Genomic DNA, 18550 nt, shown 5'->3' with positions numbered 1-18550 from the left:
ACGAGAGGGATGAGGATAATGACGATCCGCAAACTTTGGGTGGGCCTTGCCACCGCCGCCGCACTCGGGCTGTCGGCCTGCGCGACCACTGACGCTGCCGCCCCTCCTGCGCAGGCCGAAACCGCACCCGTTCTCAGGACGCAGTACGGTCCGGAGGTCGGCTCGCGCGAGGGCGAGAGCGATACGGTCAACGTCTTCCGCGGCATCCGCTACGCAGCATCGACCGAAGGACGGCGCTTCCAGCGCGCGGCGGACCCGCAGCCATGGTCGCAACCGCTTGCCGCAACCGAGTTCGGCAGCGAATGCCCGCAGCGCCCGTCCCCCGATGTGCCCGTCTTCGCATCTTGGGCCAACACGGTCGGCACCAGCGAGGATTGCCTGTTCCTCAACGTCTGGACCCGCGGGCTGGGCGACGGGAAGAAGCGCCCGATCATGGTCTGGCTGCACGGTGGCGGCTACGTCACCGGCTCGGGTTCGAGCAACGGGTACGACGGGTCGCGGCTGGCGGAGCGGGGCGATGTGGTCGTCGTCACGCTCAACCACCGGCTCAATGCGCTCGGCTATTCCTATCTCGGCGGGCTGACCGACGATCCGAAATATGCCGACAGCGGCAATCTCGGCAGTCTCGATATCGTCAGGGCGCTCGAATGGGTACGCGATCACGCACAGGCGATCGGCGGCGACGCAGGCAATGTAACGATCTTCGGCGAATCCGGCGGGGCGGCCAAGGTTTCCACCCTGATGGCGATGGAGGATGCGCGCGGCCTGTTCCAGCGCGCCATCGCGCAGTCGGGGTCGATGTCGCTCACCGGGTTCACGCCGCGCGTCGGTACGCCTCTGGCGAAGGACCTGATGACCACCGCCGGCGTTTCGCGCATCGAGGAACTTGCGGCCATGCCGATCGACGATCTCATTGCGGCGATGATGAAGTCGCGCAGCCGGGGAGCGTATTATCGCCCCGTGGTCGACGGCCGCTCGCTCACGCGTCAGCCTTATTCGCCAGATGCCAACCCCGTGTCTGCCGATATCCCGCTGCTGGTCGGCACGAACAACAACGAGATGCGCCTGCAGGGCGGGCTCGGCAATCCGGGGAATTTTGCGCTGACATGGGAGCAGTTGCCCGTCAAGCTGAAGGCCTTTACCGGCGATGCCGATGTCGATGAGGTGATCGCAGGCATGCGCGCGGCGCATCCGGACTACGATCCCAGCGACGTGTTCTTCCAGGTCGCGACCTTCCGCAATTATCGCGGCACCGCGCTTTTGCAGGCGGAGCGCAAGAGCCAGCAGTCCGCTCCGGTCTACATGTATCGTCTCGACTGGAAGACCTCGGTCGAAGGCGGGCGGCTGGAAACGCCGCATGCGCTCGATATCGCCTTCGTGTTCGACAATGTCGCGCGCTCGACCAGCTATACCGGGCCCGAGACGGACGAGACCCAGCGGATGGCGGCCCTGATGGCCGATGCCTGGATCGCGTTCGCGCGCACCGGTGATCCGAATACCCCGGCGCTGCCGCAATGGCCGACCTATGACTTGCAGAACCGTGCGACGATGCTCTTCGATCTCGATCCGAAGGTCGTGAACGATCCCGATGGGGAGGAGCGAGAACTGCTCCAGCGGCTCCTGCCCGAGGGACGCGGCTTGTGAAACTGCCGGGCCTCCTGCTCGCCACGCTCGCCCTGTCCGCCTGCGCGACCGTCGATACAGCCGGCTTAAATCCGGTAGTGCAGACGAGTTCGGGCAAGCTGGAAGGCTCGGTCGAGGGCAATGCGGCGGTCTTCCGCGGCGTGCCTTACGCGAAGCCGCCCGTCGGCGAGCGGCGCTGGCGCGCGCGCCAGCCGATCGAATGGGACGGGGTGAAGGCGGCCAAGAGCTTCGGCCCGGCCTGCCTCCAGCCGGTAAACGATGATGGATCGCCCAATTTCGGCGGCTATGCAGGCCGGGTCTCGGAAGATTGCCTGACGCGCAATATCTGGGCGCCCAAGGATGCGCGCGATGCGCCGGTGATGGCCTGGCTGTTCGGCGGCGGCGGAGTGGTCGGCGCGGGCAGCCTGCCGACCTATCACGGCGATGCCTTTGCGCGCGACGGAGTGGTGCTGGTCACAATCAACTACCGCCTCGGCGGATTGGGCGGCTGGGCACACCCGGCCTTGAGCGCGGAGAAGGCGATGGCCCGAACGCGAACTATGCGCTGATGGATGCCATCGCAGCGCTACGCTGGGTAAAGGAGAATGCGGCAAGTTTCGGCGGCGATCCGGACAATGTCACGCTGTTCGGCGAGAGCGCCGGGGCGACGATGACCGCCAATCTGGTCACCTCTCCCCTGGCCGAGGGGCTGTTCGAGAAGGCCATTTTCCAGTCGACCGGATCGCTGCCGACGCCGGGTACTCCGCTGGCGGTGGCGGAAGCGCACGGCGAGGCGTCGGCGAAGGCTCTCGGCCTGCCGAACGCGACGGCGGCGCAAGTGCGCGCGCTACCGGCAGAGCGTTTCCTCTCCGATCGCGCTGCCGCCTTCGGCCTGCGCACGATCATCGACGGGGTGGTGAAGTCCGCTTCGATCATGGAGACGTTCGAAGCGGGGGAGGAGCACGATGTGCTGCTGATGCTCGGCACCAATTCGGACGAAGGGCGGCTCGTCGGGAGGCAGCGGATCGCCGACTTGGCCGAAGATGGCGCGCCGGTGTCCAGTACTACTTCGACTACGTGCCGCAAGCCTTGCGAGAGCGCGATCCGAACGGCGCTCCGCACGGTGGCGAGCTGCCCTTCGTGTTCGACACGCTGGTGACCTATCAGCTGCTGCCGCAGGGACCGACCGAAGAGGACATGCGTGTCGCCTCGCTGGTGCATTCCTGCTGGGTCGCGTTTGCGAAGACGGCTACCAGCGCCACACGGCTCGATTGTGGTGGTGACTTCACCTGGCCAGCGCGCGGTGAGGCGAACGATCACGCTGTCGCCTGGCTGGCGGCAGAGCCGGGGCGCACGGGGCGGGACGAGGACTGAAGGCGGGGCCCGCGACTACGCGGCGGCCCGCGCCTCGCCCATCTGCATGATCTCGATTTCGTGGCCTTGCGGTGTGGTCACGAACGCGATCCGTGCGGGCCCGAAGTTCACGGTTTCGCCTCTCTGCTTCGCTCCGGCGGCGATCGCGCGGGCGAGGTCGGCATCGAGATCGCGCGAGATCATGCCTACGGGGCCATAGCCGTTGCCGGTGTCGATCGCGCGGCCGTCCTTCCAGTGGAACAGGACGATCGTCGTCGCCCCCTTCGCGCCCGTCATCATGTGTTCGCGAAAGCCCGGCGTGTCGACCGTGTCGGCATGCGTTAGCCCGAACCCCTTCTCGAAGAACGCGGTTGCGGCATCAATATCCGCCACCGTCAGTTTGACGAAGGTGAAGAGCGCTGGCGCGGTCGTGCTCACTTGGTTTCCTTCCGGTGATGATTTTTCGGTCGCATGAGGCTCTCCTGCGAGACGCTGGCGACCATGCGGCCATTGAGGTCGTAGAAGTGGCCGCGATTGAGGCCGCGGGCGTGGCCTGCCCAGGGGCTTTCGGTGGCGAACAGGTGCCAGGCGTCGAAGTCGGGCGTCTCGTGAAACCACAGCGCATGGTCGAGCGAGGCGGCCTGTATTGTATCGCTACCGGGGCGGATGCCGTGCGGCAGCAACGCGTTGCGCAGGAACATCATGTCCGACGCGTAGGAAAGCAGCGCGCGCTGGAGCAGTGGCTCGGCACCCGTGGTCTCGCGCATCCGCATCCACACGGCGGTCTTCGCCTCGCGTCCCTCCGACCCGAACAGCAGGCCCGGGTCGATCGGCACGATCTCGATCGGGCGCTTCTGCAACCGCTCGACGATCGGGATGCTGACCGATGTGTCATCGCTCGCGCGCCATGCCTCCAGCCCTGCCAGCGCGGCGTCGATATCGAGCGGGAAGGGGGCGGGGCTCGTATGCTCGTAGCCCTGTTCCTCGATATGAAACGATACGGTCATCGTGAAGATCAGCGTATCGCCCTGGAACCCGTCGACCCGCCGGACCGCGAAGCTTCGCCCTGCCGATAGCGGGGTGACCACGTAGCGGACCGGATGCGCGCTCGACCCGGCCTTGAGGAAATGGGCATGCAGCGAATGGGGCAGGCGCGCAGAATCCTCCACCGCCGATGCGGCGAGCAAAGCCTGCGCAATCGCATGGCCGCCAAACAGGCGCGGGCCCATCGCCGGGCCGGACCGGCCTTCGAAAGTCGCGTCGTCGACGGTCTCGAGTGCGAGGATTGTGACTAAATCGGCGATATTCGGACTCCCGGGTGGTCCGTACCCGATATTCAGCCAAGTCGGCGATGGCAAGTCAGACCGAGAAAAGTTGGCAAACTGCACTTTGCAGGAGCTTTGTGCAGCACCGTTGACACTATAACAACTAGTGTGACATGTAGGCGGGGAAACGCATGGAGAGACCGATGACTTACACCAAGGGCCGCGTCGTGAACGACGCCGATTCGCACACGATGGAAACGCAGGACTGGCTCGCCCCCTATCTGGAGGGCGAGTACAAGGAGGCCTATTCCGAGGTCTATTCGAAGCGCGAAGGCGGGGAGAAGATCGTCAAGATGATCGACGCCGCCAAGGCGCGCAAACAGGACCCCGAAGCGCGCGCAAAGGCGCTCGAGAACCCCATCGAAGGGGCCAAGGGCTGGCTGGGCTATGGCGGCTTCGACAAGGAAGAGCGGGTCGAGGCGCTCGACTGGCTCGGCTTCCAGCGGCAACTGGTTTTCCCGACCTTCGGCCTGGGCGCGATCACCAAGGCAGAGACGGACGACCAGCGCTACGCCGCCGCGACTGCGCTGAACAAGGCGCAGCAGGATTTCTGCGAAGCCGACCCGCGGCTCGATTGCGTCGCGTTCACCCCGCTCGACGATCCCGACCGTGGTCTGGCCGAGGCGAAGCGTGCCGTGGAGGCGGGCGCGAAGGCCGTGATGTTCAGCGCTGGGCCTGCGGGCGACAAGAGCCCCGGGCACCCGGACTTCGATCCGTTCTGGCAGTATCTCGAGGATAACAAGATCCCCTTCATGCTGCACATCGGGCCGGGCACGAAAACCCAGCCGAGCAAGTTCCGCAACAATGGGCGCGAGCGTGCGGCCGATCTGCACGGCGGCGGCGAGAACCTGCGGTTCCCCGACTTCATGTGCCTGTGGTACGCGCCGCAGGAATTCCTCACCGCGATGGTCTATGACGGCGTCTTCCAGCGCTTCCCCGATTTGCGCGGCGGCGTGATCGAGAGCGGGGCGGGCTGGGTGCCCGAGTTCCTGCGCATGCTCGACCACGGCTGGTACTCGTTCAACAAGACCGACCAGTACCTGAAGGACATGGACCTGATGCCTTCGGAATACATCAAGCGCGCGGTCCGCTTCACGCCGTTTCCGAACGAGGATGTGGGCCACATGATCCGCGACTCGGCGCCAGAGCTCTACCTGTTCTCCAGCGACTATCCGCACCCGGAGGGGACGAAGGACCCCTTCGGGAAGTTCGAAGCCTCGCTCGAAGGGTTCGACGAGGCGGTGAAGGACATGTTCTACCGCACCAATTACGATCACATGATGTTCCGCAAGAGCGAGGCTCTGGCCGAAGCGGCGGAATAACCTTCCACTCGAGTAGCCTTCCTCTCGAGGAGACTGATGGGGAAGCATCCACGCGATGCTTCCCCCTTTTTGTGGCTCTCAGTTCGGGCGCGTCAGGCGCTCTCGAAACGCATGAGGTCGATGATCGGATCGACACTTTCGGCTCTATCGAGGCCGTCGCACAGGGCCACCAGCCGGTCGGCTTTGGCCGAGCCCAGCACGGGCTCGACCAGCTCGTGCGCCTTTAGCTCCACCTCTTCTTTCGAGAGCGAATGCGTGGGGAAGCCGGGGACGTAGGCCACATAGCGTTCTTCGCGCGTCCCGTCCTTGTGGGTAAGCGTTACCCGAGCGCTCTCGGTGCGATACTCGCCTTCGCCCATTTCCTGCGCCTCGTCGCGGATCACGGTCACCTTGCGCGCGAAAGCCTTCGCCGCTTCGTCGTTCGCCTGCCGGTCGAGCGACTGCGCGGATACGAAATCGAGCTGCCCGTCGAGCATGATGATCGCGGCGAGGTAGGGGATGTTGAGCGCGGGCATGTTCGCGCGCTCGAACGTCGCGGCCTCGCCGGGCATGGCCACGGTAATGCTCTCTACCTCGCCGGGCATCACGCTCTGGCGCAGGTCGAGCAGCGCGCGCACCGCGGGCTGGGTCGGTCCGCCGACCGGGTATCGCTTCATTGCTGCAAGCGACAATTCGTAGTCCTCGTGCAGCCCTTCGACCAGCGAGGCGTGGTTCGCGCCTTCGCCCTGGAATGCGCGCCAGCGGAACCACGCGTTCTCGTTGTCGAAGCTGGCAGGAACGCCGGTGAAGCCCAGCTTTGCCATCTGTGCCGCCTGCATCCCGTTACGCGCGCCCATCCCGCCGAAGACGAACGCCTTTTCAACATGCCCACATCGAGCAGCCATTGCCACGATCCCGACGCCTGCTGCGCGCAGTAAGCGAGCATGTGATCGACCCCGTCGGCTGACAGACCCATCAACGAGGCCGCCGTCGCCGCCGCGCCGAATGTGGGCGCGACGCCATGGTTGGCGAGGCCTGCGAGGTAGAGGTTGCGCGTGCCGATCGCCTTGGGGAGCCTGCCGGCAATCTCGTATCCGGCAGTCACCGCGCCGACCAGATCCGCACCCGTACGCTTGTTGAGCCGCGCCACCTCCAACGCCGTCGGCACGATGGCAGGCCCCGGCTGGAATAGGCGGAAGGGATGAAATCGTTGATCTCCGCCGCATGCGCGGTCATCGCCGAAGCGAACACCGCATCGACCGGGGAGGCGGTCTGGCGCGACGCCAGGATCGGGCTCTCCCCTACCGGCGACATGGCGGCGGCATAGCTACGGCCCAGCTTTGCGGCTTCAAGCGGGTGGCATGCGACGATCGAGGCCAGCGTATCGAGGATGTGGAGCCGCGCGCGCTCGCGGATTGCGGCAGGGACGGCATGGCTCGCGGCCCCTGCGATATAACCGGTCAGTGCGGGCGCGATCTCGCGCCACCCTTCGGGCTCGGGCGTCGATCCGGCTGCTTCCTGCCGGGCCGCAAATGCCGGCGCCGTGACCGCCAGTGCGCTGGCCGCCGTTCCCGCCTTGATAAGTCCGCGTCGTGTCATGCCTTTTCTCGACCTGTCTCTCCCTCTCTGCGTACGAAAGGGTGACGAGCCGGGTTCTGACAGTCAAACCAATAGTGATAAATGCGGTGATCGGCCTCGCGCTACCTTGCCAATTTCGCGGGGTCGCTGCACAGCGGGCCCATGGAAGCCATGTCGGCAGAGGGTGATCGCGAGCAGCAACTGCTGGCCGCAGCGGAAGATCTGATCCGCGAAGGCCGCACGCTCAATCTGTCGCTTGGCGAAGTGGCCGACCGGGTCGGCGTCAGTCGCAGTCTGCTCTATGTCTATTTCGATGGCGTTCCGGCGATCATCGACGCGCTGTTCCTGCGCCACCTGAACCGGCTGGCTGGCCGTATCCTGCCCGAACTCGAGACGCGGGACACGACCTATCGCGAATGTGCGAGCGCCGCCTATGCCGCCTATCTCGACTACCTGATAGAGAGCGGGCCGATCCTGCAATTGATCCTGCGCGAACGGCATCAGGACAGTCCGCTCGGGCCCGAGAGCCAGCGCCAGTTCCGCGGCCTGCTTCGGCGGATTGCCGAGGAAACCCGCCGCGCGCTGAGCCTGACGCCGCGCGAGGCCTTCGTGCTGCTCGAACTGACGGCCGGGATACCCGAAGCGCTGGCCCGGCTGGTTCGCAAACGGGAAATCGATCACGATACCGCGCACGCCACCTGCCGCCGACTCGTTTCGGCCTCGGTCGACGGTTTTGCGGATGCCCCGCCGGACTAGCTTTCCGACCCGGCCCGCGCGGTGGCAAGGCGGTCGTCGCTGAAAACGCCGGCCATCACCACGTTCAGGCAGATTTCCTCGACCATCGCGAAAGGCGCGCGCTTGCTGGCCACGATTCCGCCCGCCTTCAGGCTGACCGCGGTCAGCGCGGCGGTCGATGCGCGCGCGCTCTGCAGGTCCATCTTGCCGCCGCCGACCAGTTGCTCGAGGATCGGCGCACGCGCCGCGTCGCTTTGGATGGCCCATTCGGGCTTCAGCGCGTCGCGTACCTCGGGTGTGCGAAGCAGCATCTGCAGCAACGGTCCGCGCCGGGCGGCCTCGTGCAGATATCCGATGGTGGAGAGCATCACGCGTGTCTGATGGGTGGTGCCCCGGGCGATACGCTTGCGCCGCTGCGATTCCTGCGTCGCGATCTCGCGCCGGGCGAGGGCCAGCAGCAGCTCGGTCCGCCCGCCGAAGCAGTTATGCACCTGTGTCTCGCTAATCCCGGCCTGCCGGGCCACCTCGCGGATCGTCACCGTCGACAGCCCCTCTTCGAGCGCAATCACGCTCGCCGTGTCCATCAGGTGCTGGCGCCTTTCCTCGGCGGACATGCGCGTCCGGGTGCCGGGCGACTGGCGGGTTTGTCGCCGGCCCAGGGCAAAAGTCTCGCTCAGGCCGATCGGCGCGGGCGGCAGCTCCGGGCGCGGATCGCGCGCGGAGGCGCTGCGGGTCCAGTGCGATCGCGGCGGGCGCGGGATTTCGAGCCGGTCGCAGATCTTCGCCAGACCATTGCCGGTAAGGCCATAGCGCTTGGCGACCGCCCCCATCGGCTCGGTCCAGATGTGTTCGAACAATTCGGTGCGCGTCAGCTCCATGGCGCAAGGCTATTCCCATCCCGGCGTACGTGTCCACCGGATTGCGCGAGTGAGGCTGCGGAAAAATCCGTCTCAATATCGTACCCGATATTCTAATATGCTTGTTGTTAGATCGTAAATGGTGCGCTATGACGGTCGGTAATAAGAGAGGAGAGGGGAGAATGGCGCGGTTTTTGGCGGCTCTGGCTGTCCTGACTGCTGGCCTCGCGCCGCTGGCGGCCAACGCCCAGATGCCGGACCCGATCGATGGAGTTACCGTCGACGTCGATGCAGGCACCCTCATGGGATCGCGCGAGAACGGCGTACTGGTTTTTCGAGGCGTGCCCTATGCCGCTCCCCCTACGGGAGAGAACCGCTGGCGGCCTCCGCAGCCGGTCGAACCGTGGCAGGGCGTTCGCGCGGCGACCGCGCACGAGCCGCCTTGCGCGCAGCCGGTCGATATCGACACGATGGTTGCGAATTATGGTGGCGTGAACGGCGCACAGTCCGAAGACTGCCTCTACCTCACGATTACCGCACCCGAGAATGCGCAAGGTGCGCCGGTGCTGGTGTGGTTCCACGGGGGCGCGTTCTTCCTCGGTGCGGGGAGCCTTGGTTCCTATGACGGAACCGCCAATGCCCGGCAGGGCGTCATCACGGTCAGCGTCAATTACCGGCTGGGGGCGCTCGCGAACTTCGTCCATCCCGCGCTCGATGCCGAGAATTCTGGGGAGCCGCAGGGCAATTATGCGCTGCAGGATGCCGTGGCCGTGCTCGAATGGGTGAAGGCCAATATCGCCGCTTTCGGTGGCGATTCCGAACAGGTCACCGTCGCGGGCCAGTCGGCAGGGGGCGGCATCGTCGTCAACCTGCTCTCGCTGCCATCGGCGAAGGGCCTGTTCGACAAGGCCATCGTGCAATCGGGCAGCCTGCTGCTGCCCGACCGGCCCAATGCAGATGCGCAAAGCATGGCGATCAAGGCGCTCGATACCATCGGGATCGGACCTGACGCCACGGCGGACGAGCTACGCGGCATTTCCGCGCAGACCTTCGCCGCTTCCGAGCCACTGCGGGCGGGCTTCTTCTTCACGCCCGATGCTGCCTTCAAGCCGACATCGACGATTGCCGCACTGCGGGCAGGGACGGAGATGGACGTGCCCGTGCTGGTCGGTTCGAACGCGGGCGAGAAAGGCTTCGCCGCTGCCCGCACGCTTGCTGCGCTGGCGGGCGACACCGGCGCACCGGCTTTCCTGTACCGCTTCGATCACACCCCCGCCTTCCGGGCCGGGGAGTGGAAGGCGGGGCCGATCCACTCGGCGGAACTGATGTTCACCTTCGATTCGATCGACCGGTCGAGCTGGGGCGGCGACAACGCCGACGCGACCGACCGCGCGCTCGCCGATACGGTCAACGGATGCTGGGTCGCCTTCGTGAAGATGGCATCCGATGCGCGCTCCTTCGAATGCGGCGATGGCTTCGCATGGCAGGCCTACCGGCCCGGAGGCGAGGCTGCGCTGATTGAAACGACAGGCCCGACGATGGCCCCGGCAGATGCATTGCCGGATGGCCCCGAGGAGGATGCCGTCACGCAAGACGATTAGACTGACCAAATACAAAGGCCGGAAAACGGTCATGTTGGGGAGAGAAAAATGATTGGTAAATCGCACTTCATGGTGGGGACGGCGTTCGCTTTCGCGTGCGCGCCTGCGGTAATGGCGCAGACGGCCCCCGATAGCGATGAGCAGAACCAGCCCGAACTTGCCGAGCAGGTCGAATCGCAGCCGGACACGACTATCGTCGTCACCGGATCCTATATCCGTGGCCAGCGCGAAGACGGCGCGCAGCCGGTCGATGTGTTCGGCCAGGAAGAGCTGGAAGCACGGGGCATCGACAGTCCGCTCGAGTTCATCAAGAGCTTGCCCTCGGTCGGCCCGGTCCTTGGAGATTCGAACCAGTACGGTGCCGGCCAGAGCCAGGGCGTGGGGTCGATCAACCTGCGCAGCCTCGGGCGCGAGCGCACGCTGGTGCTGTTCAATGGCCGCCGGTTCGCGACCGAGCCGGGTGATGGCGCGGCGGATACCAACCTGATCCCGCTCTTCGCGCTCGACCGGATCGAAGTGCTCAAGGACGGGGCGGCCTCGACCTATGGTTCCGACGCGATTGCCGGGGTCGCCAACTTTGTGACCCGGCGCGATTTCACGGGACTCGAAGTCGCGGGCGACTGGGAATTCGTCGACGGGTCGGACGACAATTACCGCGTGAGCGCGCTCGCCGGGTTCGATATCGGCACCGCCAACCTCATGATCGGCGCGGGGTGGCAGCACCGGTCCGAATTGCCGACAACCGCGCGCGATTTCACGCAAGTGCCCTATGCCGACAACCCGACCGGATGGTCGTTTCTGTCGAACCCCGGCCTCTACGCTCCGCTCGCCGTGATCCCGGGGGTCGGCGTTACCACTGTAGGCCTCGGGGTGGACGGCAATCAGGTCGACGCGTGTGAATCGCTGGGCGGCATCGAGGGAGCCTTCCCGCGCCCCGGCGCCACGCCCTTGCCCGTCTGCCGGTACAGCTACATTCCCTTCGTGAACCTGATCGAGGAAGAAGACCGCTATCAGGTCTACGGCCAGTTCACCGCCGATCTTTCCGAGAAGGTCGCCTTCACCGCCGAGGCGCTCTATTCGCATACCGAGCTGAAAGAGCTCGGTTATTCGCCCAGCTATCCGATCACCCAGGGCCCCAACGGGCCGGGCAGCGCAAGCGCCTTCACCGTGCCCGCCAGCAATCCCGGCTACGCGGCGTACCTCGAACAGACCTTCGCGCCGGGCACACCGCCGCGCCTGTTCACCCCGGTCCTCTCCTCGATCGTGCTGTTCCGGCCCTTCGCGCTGGGCGGCAATCCGCTCGACCCGCGCGGTGCCGGGCAGGGCCAGGCGATCAACGATGCGTGGCGCGTGTCGGCCAGCTTCGACATCGAATTGTCGGACGCCCTCTCATTGCAAACATCGGGGACATACATCAACAGTTCGCGCACCGCCTTCTCCAACGATGTCGTCAGCGACCGGCTCCAGCGCGCGCTCAACGGCTTCGGAGGAGATAACTGCACGGGCAGCACGGCGGGCGCGAACGGGTGCCTGTACTTCAACCCGTTCATCAACTCCGCACCCGGCAATCCGGCGCTGGGCCTGACCAACCCGGCCTACGTGCCGGGGAACGAGAACTCCCTGGAAGTAATCGACTACTTCACGCGGCCCAGCGGGACCGAGGCCACTGAAGAGCAATATATCGCCGATGCGGTCTTCAGCGGCGAGGCAAGCCTGTTCGGCCGGACGCTGGGCTACGCATTCGGCGGGCAGTACCGCAAGACCGACTTCGCGACCGACCCGCTCAACCGGTTCAGCGATCCGCAGGCCTATCCGTGTGCGATCGACGGCGACCGTTCGTGCCTCGACGATCCCAACGACACGAACTTCCCGGTGGGCGCCTTCACCTTCCTCGGCCAGTATCCGCGCGCGCGCCTGTCGCAGGACGTCTACGCCCTCTTCGGCGAGGCGCAGATGGAGCTGTTCGACGGCTTCGAACTGACCGGCGCGATCCGATACGAGGATTATGGCGGCCTCGTCGGTTCGACCGTCAATCCCAAGCTGTCGGCACGCTGGCAGGTCACCGATTTCCTTGCCCTGCGCGGCTCGGTCGGCGACACGTTCCGCGGGCCTCTGCCAGCGGATCTCGGCACCGCGGGAGTCAGCGCGGTCGCCGGGATCGACGTGCTGGGCGGCGCCTACAAGGCGACCGACACCGTGGGCAACCCTGCGCTGAGCCCCGAGACCGCCTTCACCTACAATATCGGTGCGATCGTCGAGGCGGGCGGCTTCAACTTCAGCGTCGACTACTGGACCTACGAGTTCGAAGGGCGTTTCACGACGCTTCCGGTGCAGGCGATCGCCGCGAACGTTGCGCCCGGCGGGCTCGACGGCACGCAGCTGGCGGACTGTTCCAGTCCTTTCGTGGACTACGTGGTCTTCGCCGGGGGCACCTGTACGCAGGGCACGACGATCGGCAACGACATCAGCCGCATCCAGACGCAGACCGTCAACGGCCCCGACGTCACCACCAGCGGGCTGGACTTCAGCCTCAACTATCGCACCGATCTGGGCCCTGTGAGGGTGAATGCAGGCGCGAACGCGACCTATACGCTGGAATACAAATTCAGCGACTTCGAGTTCAACGGCCTGCAATTCAGCCAGGGCTACGACGCGGCAGGCTTCTCCAACTACGACCGCGAGCCGGGCACGGTCTCGCAATGGCGGGCGAGCGGATACGTCAACTTCCAGGTCGATCCGGTGAGCGTCACCTGGTCAAGCAACTATATCGGCGGCGTCGACGACAATCGCTGCGAAGGGCTGGAATTCTGCGCGCAAACGCCCGAATTCGGCGGCACCAATTTCGGCCGCGAGGTGGACAGCTTCTTCGTCCACGACCTCTTCGCGACGATCGACCTGAACTTCGCCGGCGTCGAGGCGGAGCTGCAGGCGGGGGTCGAGAACGTGTTCGATACCGATCCCCCCGCGGCGCGGCTCGAATACAGCTACGATCCCTTCATCGGCACCGCGAAGGGTCGCACCTTCAAGATCGGCACCAAGGTGCGCTTCTGAGCGCCGCCTACTGAACCGACCAAGCAAGGGGTGGAGGTCTATCGCAGGCTTCCGCCCCTTCGTGTCCGAGAGCACTTCGAACGGAGAGGTATTGATGAAACGCCACCTTGCCGCGACCCTCGCTTCGCTAGCCGCGCTGACCATCGGCAGCGCTGCGGCGGCGCAGCAGCCGACCCTCGCCAATGCGACGCCTGTGGTCGAGACCGAGGGAGGTTCGGTCCAGGGCCTCGAACAGGGCGGGATCGATGCCTTTCTCGGCGTACGCTACGCCGCCCCGCCGCTGGGCGAGCTGCGTTTCCAGCCGCCTGCGAAGCCCGAGGCATGGGAAGGCATTGCCGATGCCACCGGCTACGGCGCGCCGTGCATGCAGCTCTATTCGGCGAGCGGGCCTAACGAGTCCGAGATGACCCGCCGCATCCAGGCGATCTTCCCGACTTCGACCGAGGCGAAGATGGACAACGAGGATTGCCTGTTCCTCAACGTATGGACCCCGGCTGCGGACGATGGCGGCAAGCGCCCCGTCATGGTCTGGTGCCACGGCGGCGGCTACGCCTACGGGTCGGGCAACTGGCCTGCCTATAACGGGCGCAACCTGGCGGAGAAAGGCGACGTCGTCGTCGTCACGGTCAACCACCGCCTCAACGCCTTCGGCTATCTCAACCTGGCGGAGAAGTTCGGCGACGATTTCGCCGCCTCTGGCAATGTCGGCAACCTCGACCTGGTCCGCTCGCTCGAATGGGTGCGTGACAATATTGCGGGCTTCGGCGGCGATCCGGCCAATGTCACGATCATGGGCGAATCCGGCGGCGGATCGAAGGTCAGCCATTTGATGGCGATGCCTGCGGCGGACGGGTTGTTCGACAAGGCGGTGATCCAGTCGGGCCCCGGCGTGTTCAGCGGCAAGCCTGCCGAGGCGGCGGATTATGCCGCCAAGATCCTGGAGGCAGCGGGCGTCGAAACGCTCGATGACCTGCGCAATGTCCGCAGCGACGAGATCGTGGAGGCGGTGCGCAGGGCTACTCCGGCAGGCAGCACAATGGGACGCGGGCCGCAATTCGGGCCGATCGCGGACGGCACGATCATCCCGCGCGATCCCTTCCTGCCCGCCGCGCCAGAGCAGTCGCGCGATATCCCGGTGCTGATCGGCTACAACAAGGACGAGATGACGCTCTTCCTCGCCGCGCAACCGTGGTTCGGTCGGCTGACCGAGGGCACGCTCAATGCGATGACCGGGGCGATGGGCGAGCAGGCGGTGGCGGCGGTCGCCGCCTATCGCAAGCGCTATCCCGACTATTCGCACACCCACCTCGCGGCCATCGCGATGGGCACCCGCTTCGTGCGCGGCACCTACCTGCTGGCGGACCAGCAGGCGAAGACCGCGAGCGCGCCGGTCTATGTCTATCGCCTGACATGGGAGACGCCGATCGGCGGCGGCATGCTGCGCAGCCCGCACACGCTCGACATCCCGCTGATGTTCGACAACGCGAAGGAAAGCGCGGCGCTGCTCGGCACGGGCGAGGACGCGCAGACAATGGCCGACATGATGAGCGATGCGTGGATCGCCTTCGCCAAGACGGGCACTCCGTCCAGCGAACTCCTGCCCGAGTGGAAAGCCTACACGCCCGTCAACCGCAACGTGATGGAACTGAACGTCGAGCCGCAGCTGGTCGACGACCCCGAAAAGGACATTCGCGAACTGCCCAGCGAACTTTGAGGCGCAGACAGGAAAAAGGCCGGCGTCCCGCGTGGGGCGCCGGCCCTTTCATGTCCGGGTGAGGGCGAGCCTAGTTGAACCTCTCGCCCCCTTGCGCCTTCTTGCGCAGGTAATCGCTCACCGGCAGGCCGTGCTTTTCGAGGCCCGCGACCACCGTATCCAGACCGATCGTATCGGCCCAGAACATCGGGCCGCCGGTGTAGAGCGGCCAGCCATAGCCGTTGATCCACACCACATCGATGTCGCTGGCGCGCTGCGCCATGCCTTCATCGAGGATCTTCGCGCCCTCGTTGACCATTGGGTAGAGCAGGCGCTCGCGGATCTCGTCCTTCGAGATGTCGCGCTGTTCGTTGCCTTCCTTGGCCGCAAAGTCGGCGATGATCTGCTTCACTTCGTCGGACGGGGTGCGCTGGCGCGCTTCGTCGTAGTCGTAGAAGCCCTTGCCCGCCTTCTGGCCGAAGCGGCCCACCGCGCACAGCGCCTCGCGGATGGTCGTCACCTTGCTCGGGTCGCGGTGCCAGCCGATGTCGATCCCGGCGAGGTCGCCCATCTGGAACGGCCCCATGGGGAAGCCGAATTCGAGCAGCACGTCGTCGACCTCCCAGTAGTTCGCGCCTTCGAGGATCAGCTGGTTCGCCTGTTCCTGCCGCTTCGAGAGCATGCGGTTGCCGATGAAACCCGGGCACACGCCCGAAACCGCCGCGACCTTGCCGATCTTCTTGGACAGCTTCATCGCGGTCGCCAGCACATCGTCGCGCGTCTTTTCGCCGCGCACCACTTCGAGCAGCTTCATCACGTTGGCGGGGCTGAAGAAGTGGAGGCCGAGGACATAGCCGGGGCGCTTTGTCGCGGTCGCGATCTCGTCGATATTGAGGTAGCTGGTGTTGGACGCAAGGATCGCGCCCTCCTTCACCACCTCGTCGAGCTTGCCGAACACGTCCTTCTTCACGTCCATGCTCTCGTACACCGCCTCGATCACCAAGTCGCAATCGGCGAGGTCGCTATATTCGAGCGTGGGGGTGAGGAGGCCCATCGCCTGCTCGACCTGCTCGGCGGTCATGCGGCCTTTCTTGGCCGTGGCTTCGTAGTTCTTGCGCATCGTAGCGGTGCCCCGGTCGAGCGCTTCCTGCTTCATCTCGAGGATGGTGACCGGGATGCCTGCGGAGAGGAAGTTCATCGCGATCCCGCCGCCCATCGTGCCCGCGCCGATGATGCCGACTTTCTTGATGTCGATCAGCGGGGTATCGGCGGGAATATCGTCGATCTTGTTCGCCGCACGCTCGGCAAAGAAATAGTGCCGCATCGCCTTGGACTGCGTGCCGGTCATGAGCTTGCCGAACAGCTCGCGTTCCTTCTTCACGCCTTCGGCATAGGACAGCTCGCCCGCCGCCTTCACTGCCTCGATCGCCGCATTGGGCGCGTCGAAGCCGCGCATCTTGCGGCCGTTCTTGGCGCGGAATTCGTCGAAGATGTCGGGGTTCTTGATCCCGTCCTGGTTGGCGTCGCCCTCGCTCGAGCGGGGGGCGGGCTGGCCGATCTTCGACTTGGCGAAGGCGATGGCATCGGCGGCAAGGCTGTCCTCGCCCACCAGCTCATCCAGCAGGCCGATCTCTTTCGCCTTCTTGGCCGAAATCGGATTGCCGATCGCGACGAGGGGGAGGGCGGCTTCGGCGCCGACCAGACGCGGCAGGCGCTGCGTGCCCGCGGCACCGGGGATCAGGCCCAGCTTCACTTCGGGCAGGCCCATCTTCGCGCTCGGCACGGCGACGCGGTAGTGGCAAGCGAGCGCGACTTCACAGCCGCCGCCCAGCGCGGTGCCGTGGATCGCGGCGACGACCGGCTTGTCGCTCGCCTCCAGCTTGTCGAGCGCGTCGGGCAGGCTCGGCCCCTGCGGGGGCTTGCCGAACTCGGTGATGTCGGCGCCGGCAAAGAAGGTGCGCCCGTCGCAGCGGATGACGACCGCCTCGACGCTATCGTCGGACAGCGCCTCCGCAATCCCCTCGGTCAGCCCGGCGCGGACCGCCTGGCCCAGCGCGTTGACGGGCGGATTGTCGGAAATGATCACCAGCACATTGTCGTGGCGTTCGGTTCGAATGGGTGAGGTCATCGGGTCGAAACTCCTTCAGGCGTTCGAGTGGGTGAGGGCCGAATAGATCAGCGTCTTGAGCTGTCGGCGAATCGGGTAGGTGGAAGAGGGGTAGAGCTGGGTCATAAAGACGCATGTGATCCTTTCCACCGGATCGACGAAGAAGGCGGTCGAATAGGCGCCGCCCCAGTAGAATTCGCCCTCGCTTGCCGGGATGAGCGTGCGCGCCGGGTCGGTGACGACCGCGAAGCCGAGGCCGAAGCCGGTGCCCGCATTGTTCGCCTCGCTGAACAGGCTCTGGCTCATCTGCGTCAGGTCGACCCCGCCCGGCAGGTGGTTCGCGGTCATCAGGTCGAGCGTCTTGGGCGAGACGATCTGCGCGCCGTTGAATGCCCCGCGATTGACCAGCATGGTGCAGAAGCGGTCGTAATCCGCGAGGGTGGAGATCAGCCCGCCGCCGCCCGAATGGAATTTTGCCGTCTCCATCAGACGCGATTCCGCACCCTTGTCGATCAGCCGCGCGGGCTTGCCGGGACGGTAGGCGTAGGCATCGGCAAGGCGATCCTGCTTGGCCGGGTCGATATCGAACCCGGTATCGTCCATTTCCAGCGGGGCGAAGATGTGTTCGCGGAAGTAATCGCCCAGCCTCATGCCGGAAATGCGTTCGACGCACACACCCAGCACGTCGGTCGAGACCGAATAGTTCCACTGCGTGCCCGGCTCGAATTCGAGCGGGATGCGCGCAAGCGTCGCGATATATTCGTCGGAAGTGGTTGCTCCGCGCGAGAGATCGAGCTTGGCGGCGCGATAGGCGGCATCCACACTGGTGCGGTTCTGGAAGCCGTAGGTGAGGCCGGACATATGGGTCATCAGATCGACGAAGCGCATCGGTTGGCCCGCCCTGGTCGGCGCGAAGGGCAGGTCGCCGCCGCCGCCCGCATAGGCACCCAGCCCTTCGAATTCGGGCAGCACGCGCGCGACCGGGTCTTCCAGCGCCACCTTGCACTGCTCGACCAGCTGCATGAATGCGATCGAGGTGACCGGCTTGGTCATGCTGGCAATGCGGAACAGCGCATCCTCGCGCATCGGCGTGCCGTCGTCGCGCAGCGTCCCGCCCTGGTAATAGTGCACCGGCTGCCCGTCGCGCGAGACCAGCAACTGCATGGTCTTGAGGCGCCCGGTGTCGAGGTAGGTGTCTTCGAGGAAACGGTCGATCCGCCTGAGGCGTTCGCCGTCGAACCCGAGGTCCTCCGGGGTGGTCAGTTCCATTCCTGCGTCCATCGCTCTCTCGGCTCTCTCGTGGCGTACCTTATCTTTATCCGTGCG

The 18550-nt window shown here is 65.6% G+C and carries 16 protein-coding genes and 1 pseudogene; 9 read left to right on the top strand and 8 right to left on the bottom strand.

Features of this window, described 5'->3' with window-relative positions; genetic code table 11:
- The first annotated feature begins 18 nt into the window (after positions 1 to 18).
- Genes AAG612_RS14470 through AAG612_RS14455 form a run of 4 tightly spaced genes read left to right on the top strand, consistent with a single transcriptional unit; the run spans position 19 to position 2997 of the window.
- Complete coding sequence (locus tag AAG612_RS14470) at positions 19 to 1644, top strand: carboxylesterase/lipase family protein (protein WP_342511333.1); 1626 nt, start codon at positions 19 to 21, stop codon at positions 1642 to 1644.
- Positions 1641 to 2192: a carboxylesterase family protein gene (locus tag AAG612_RS14465; protein WP_342511331.1), complete on the top strand. Its 552-nt coding sequence runs from the start codon at positions 1641 to 1643 to the stop codon at positions 2190 to 2192. The genes AAG612_RS14470 and AAG612_RS14465 overlap by 4 nt, the downstream gene beginning before the upstream one ends.
- Positions 2192 to 2782, top strand: coding sequence for a carboxylesterase family protein (locus AAG612_RS14460; RefSeq protein WP_342511329.1), 591 nt, complete (start codon positions 2192 to 2194; stop codon positions 2780 to 2782). Before AAG612_RS14465 ends, AAG612_RS14460 begins: the two co-directional genes overlap by 1 nt.
- Complete coding sequence (locus AAG612_RS14455; RefSeq protein ID WP_342511327.1) at positions 2764 to 2997, top strand: hypothetical protein; 234 nt, start codon at positions 2764 to 2766, stop codon at positions 2995 to 2997. The genes AAG612_RS14460 and AAG612_RS14455 overlap by 19 nt, the downstream gene beginning before the upstream one ends.
- Positions 2998 to 3012: 15 nt before the next feature.
- Here the strand turns inward: AAG612_RS14455 and AAG612_RS14450 are convergent, their stop codons facing one another.
- The gene (locus AAG612_RS14450) at positions 3013 to 3414 is read right to left on the bottom strand and encodes a VOC family protein (protein ID WP_342511325.1); all 402 of its coding nucleotides are present in this window, start codon (positions 3412 to 3414) and stop codon (positions 3013 to 3015) included.
- Positions 3411 to 4334 carry an acyl-CoA thioesterase gene (locus AAG612_RS14445; protein ID WP_342511323.1) on the bottom strand — a complete coding sequence of 308 codons (924 nt, stop codon included), beginning with the start codon at positions 4332 to 4334 and terminating at the stop codon, positions 3411 to 3413. Before AAG612_RS14445 ends, AAG612_RS14450 begins: the two co-directional genes overlap by 4 nt.
- 110 nt (positions 4335 to 4444) lie before the next feature.
- Between AAG612_RS14445 and AAG612_RS14440 the strand changes: the two genes are divergently transcribed.
- The gene (locus AAG612_RS14440) at positions 4445 to 5623 is read left to right on the top strand and encodes an amidohydrolase family protein (RefSeq protein WP_342511321.1); all 1179 of its coding nucleotides are present in this window, start codon (positions 4445 to 4447) and stop codon (positions 5621 to 5623) included.
- 92 nt (positions 5624 to 5715) lie between these two features.
- Here AAG612_RS14440 and AAG612_RS14435 read toward each other — a convergent pair whose 3' ends face one another.
- From AAG612_RS14435 to AAG612_RS14425, 3 genes and pseudogenes are all read right to left on the bottom strand, one after another.
- Entirely contained in the window at positions 5716 to 6507 is a 792-nt protein-coding gene (locus tag AAG612_RS14435; protein ID WP_342511319.1) for an MmgE/PrpD family protein, read from the bottom strand.
- A gap of 5 nt (positions 6508 to 6512) precedes the next feature.
- Positions 6513 to 6752: pseudogene (locus AAG612_RS14430) on the bottom strand (MmgE/PrpD family protein); the annotation flags it as partial.
- Positions 6704 to 7201: an MmgE/PrpD family protein gene (locus AAG612_RS14425; RefSeq protein ID WP_342511317.1), complete on the bottom strand. Its 498-nt coding sequence runs from the start codon at positions 7199 to 7201 to the stop codon at positions 6704 to 6706. The gene AAG612_RS14425 and the pseudogene AAG612_RS14430, both read right to left, overlap by 49 nt.
- 141 nt (positions 7202 to 7342) lie before the next feature.
- Here AAG612_RS14425 and AAG612_RS14420 point away from each other — a divergent pair, with 141 nt between their 5' ends.
- Positions 7343 to 7936, top strand: a complete 594-nt coding sequence (locus AAG612_RS14420; RefSeq protein ID WP_342511315.1) for a TetR/AcrR family transcriptional regulator — start codon at positions 7343 to 7345, stop codon at positions 7934 to 7936.
- Here the strand turns inward: AAG612_RS14420 and AAG612_RS14415 are convergent.
- A complete protein-coding gene (locus AAG612_RS14415) occupies positions 7933 to 8793 on the bottom strand; it encodes a TetR/AcrR family transcriptional regulator (RefSeq protein ID WP_342511313.1) in 861 nt (286 codons plus the stop codon). The two genes, AAG612_RS14420 and AAG612_RS14415, sit on opposite strands and share 4 nt — an antisense overlap.
- A gap of 161 nt (positions 8794 to 8954) precedes the next feature.
- Here AAG612_RS14415 and AAG612_RS14410 point away from each other — a divergent pair, with 161 nt between their 5' ends.
- From AAG612_RS14410 to AAG612_RS14400, 3 genes are all read left to right on the top strand, one after another.
- On the top strand, positions 8955 to 10373 hold the full coding sequence (locus tag AAG612_RS14410; RefSeq protein ID WP_342511311.1) for a carboxylesterase/lipase family protein: 1419 nt from the start codon (positions 8955 to 8957) through the stop codon (positions 10371 to 10373).
- 111 nt (positions 10374 to 10484) lie between these two features.
- Entirely contained in the window at positions 10485 to 13424 is a 2940-nt protein-coding gene (locus tag AAG612_RS14405) for a TonB-dependent receptor domain-containing protein (RefSeq protein WP_342511308.1), read from the top strand.
- 94 nt (positions 13425 to 13518) lie between these two features.
- Positions 13519 to 15138: a carboxylesterase/lipase family protein gene (locus AAG612_RS14400; protein WP_342511307.1), complete on the top strand. Its 1620-nt coding sequence runs from the start codon at positions 13519 to 13521 to the stop codon at positions 15136 to 15138.
- Positions 15139 to 15208: 70 nt separating this feature from the next.
- Here AAG612_RS14400 and AAG612_RS14395 read toward each other — a convergent pair whose 3' ends face one another.
- Positions 15209 to 17245 (bottom strand): 3-hydroxyacyl-CoA dehydrogenase NAD-binding domain-containing protein, encoded by a 2037-nt coding sequence (locus AAG612_RS14395; RefSeq protein WP_342511305.1) that lies wholly within the window; start codon positions 17243 to 17245, stop codon positions 15209 to 15211.
- Between the two features lie 15 nt (positions 17246 to 17260).
- Entirely contained in the window at positions 17261 to 18493 is a 1233-nt protein-coding gene (locus AAG612_RS14390; protein ID WP_342511303.1) for a serine hydrolase domain-containing protein, read from the bottom strand.
- Positions 18494 to 18550: the final 57 nt, after the last annotated feature.

Source organism: Citromicrobium bathyomarinum, from assembly GCF_038594605.1.
GTDB classification, from domain to species: domain Bacteria; phylum Pseudomonadota; class Alphaproteobacteria; order Sphingomonadales; family Sphingomonadaceae; genus Alteriqipengyuania; species Alteriqipengyuania bathyomarina_B.
Note: the sequence above shows the minus strand (reverse complement) of the source record. Positions and strands in the feature narration are given on the sequence as shown.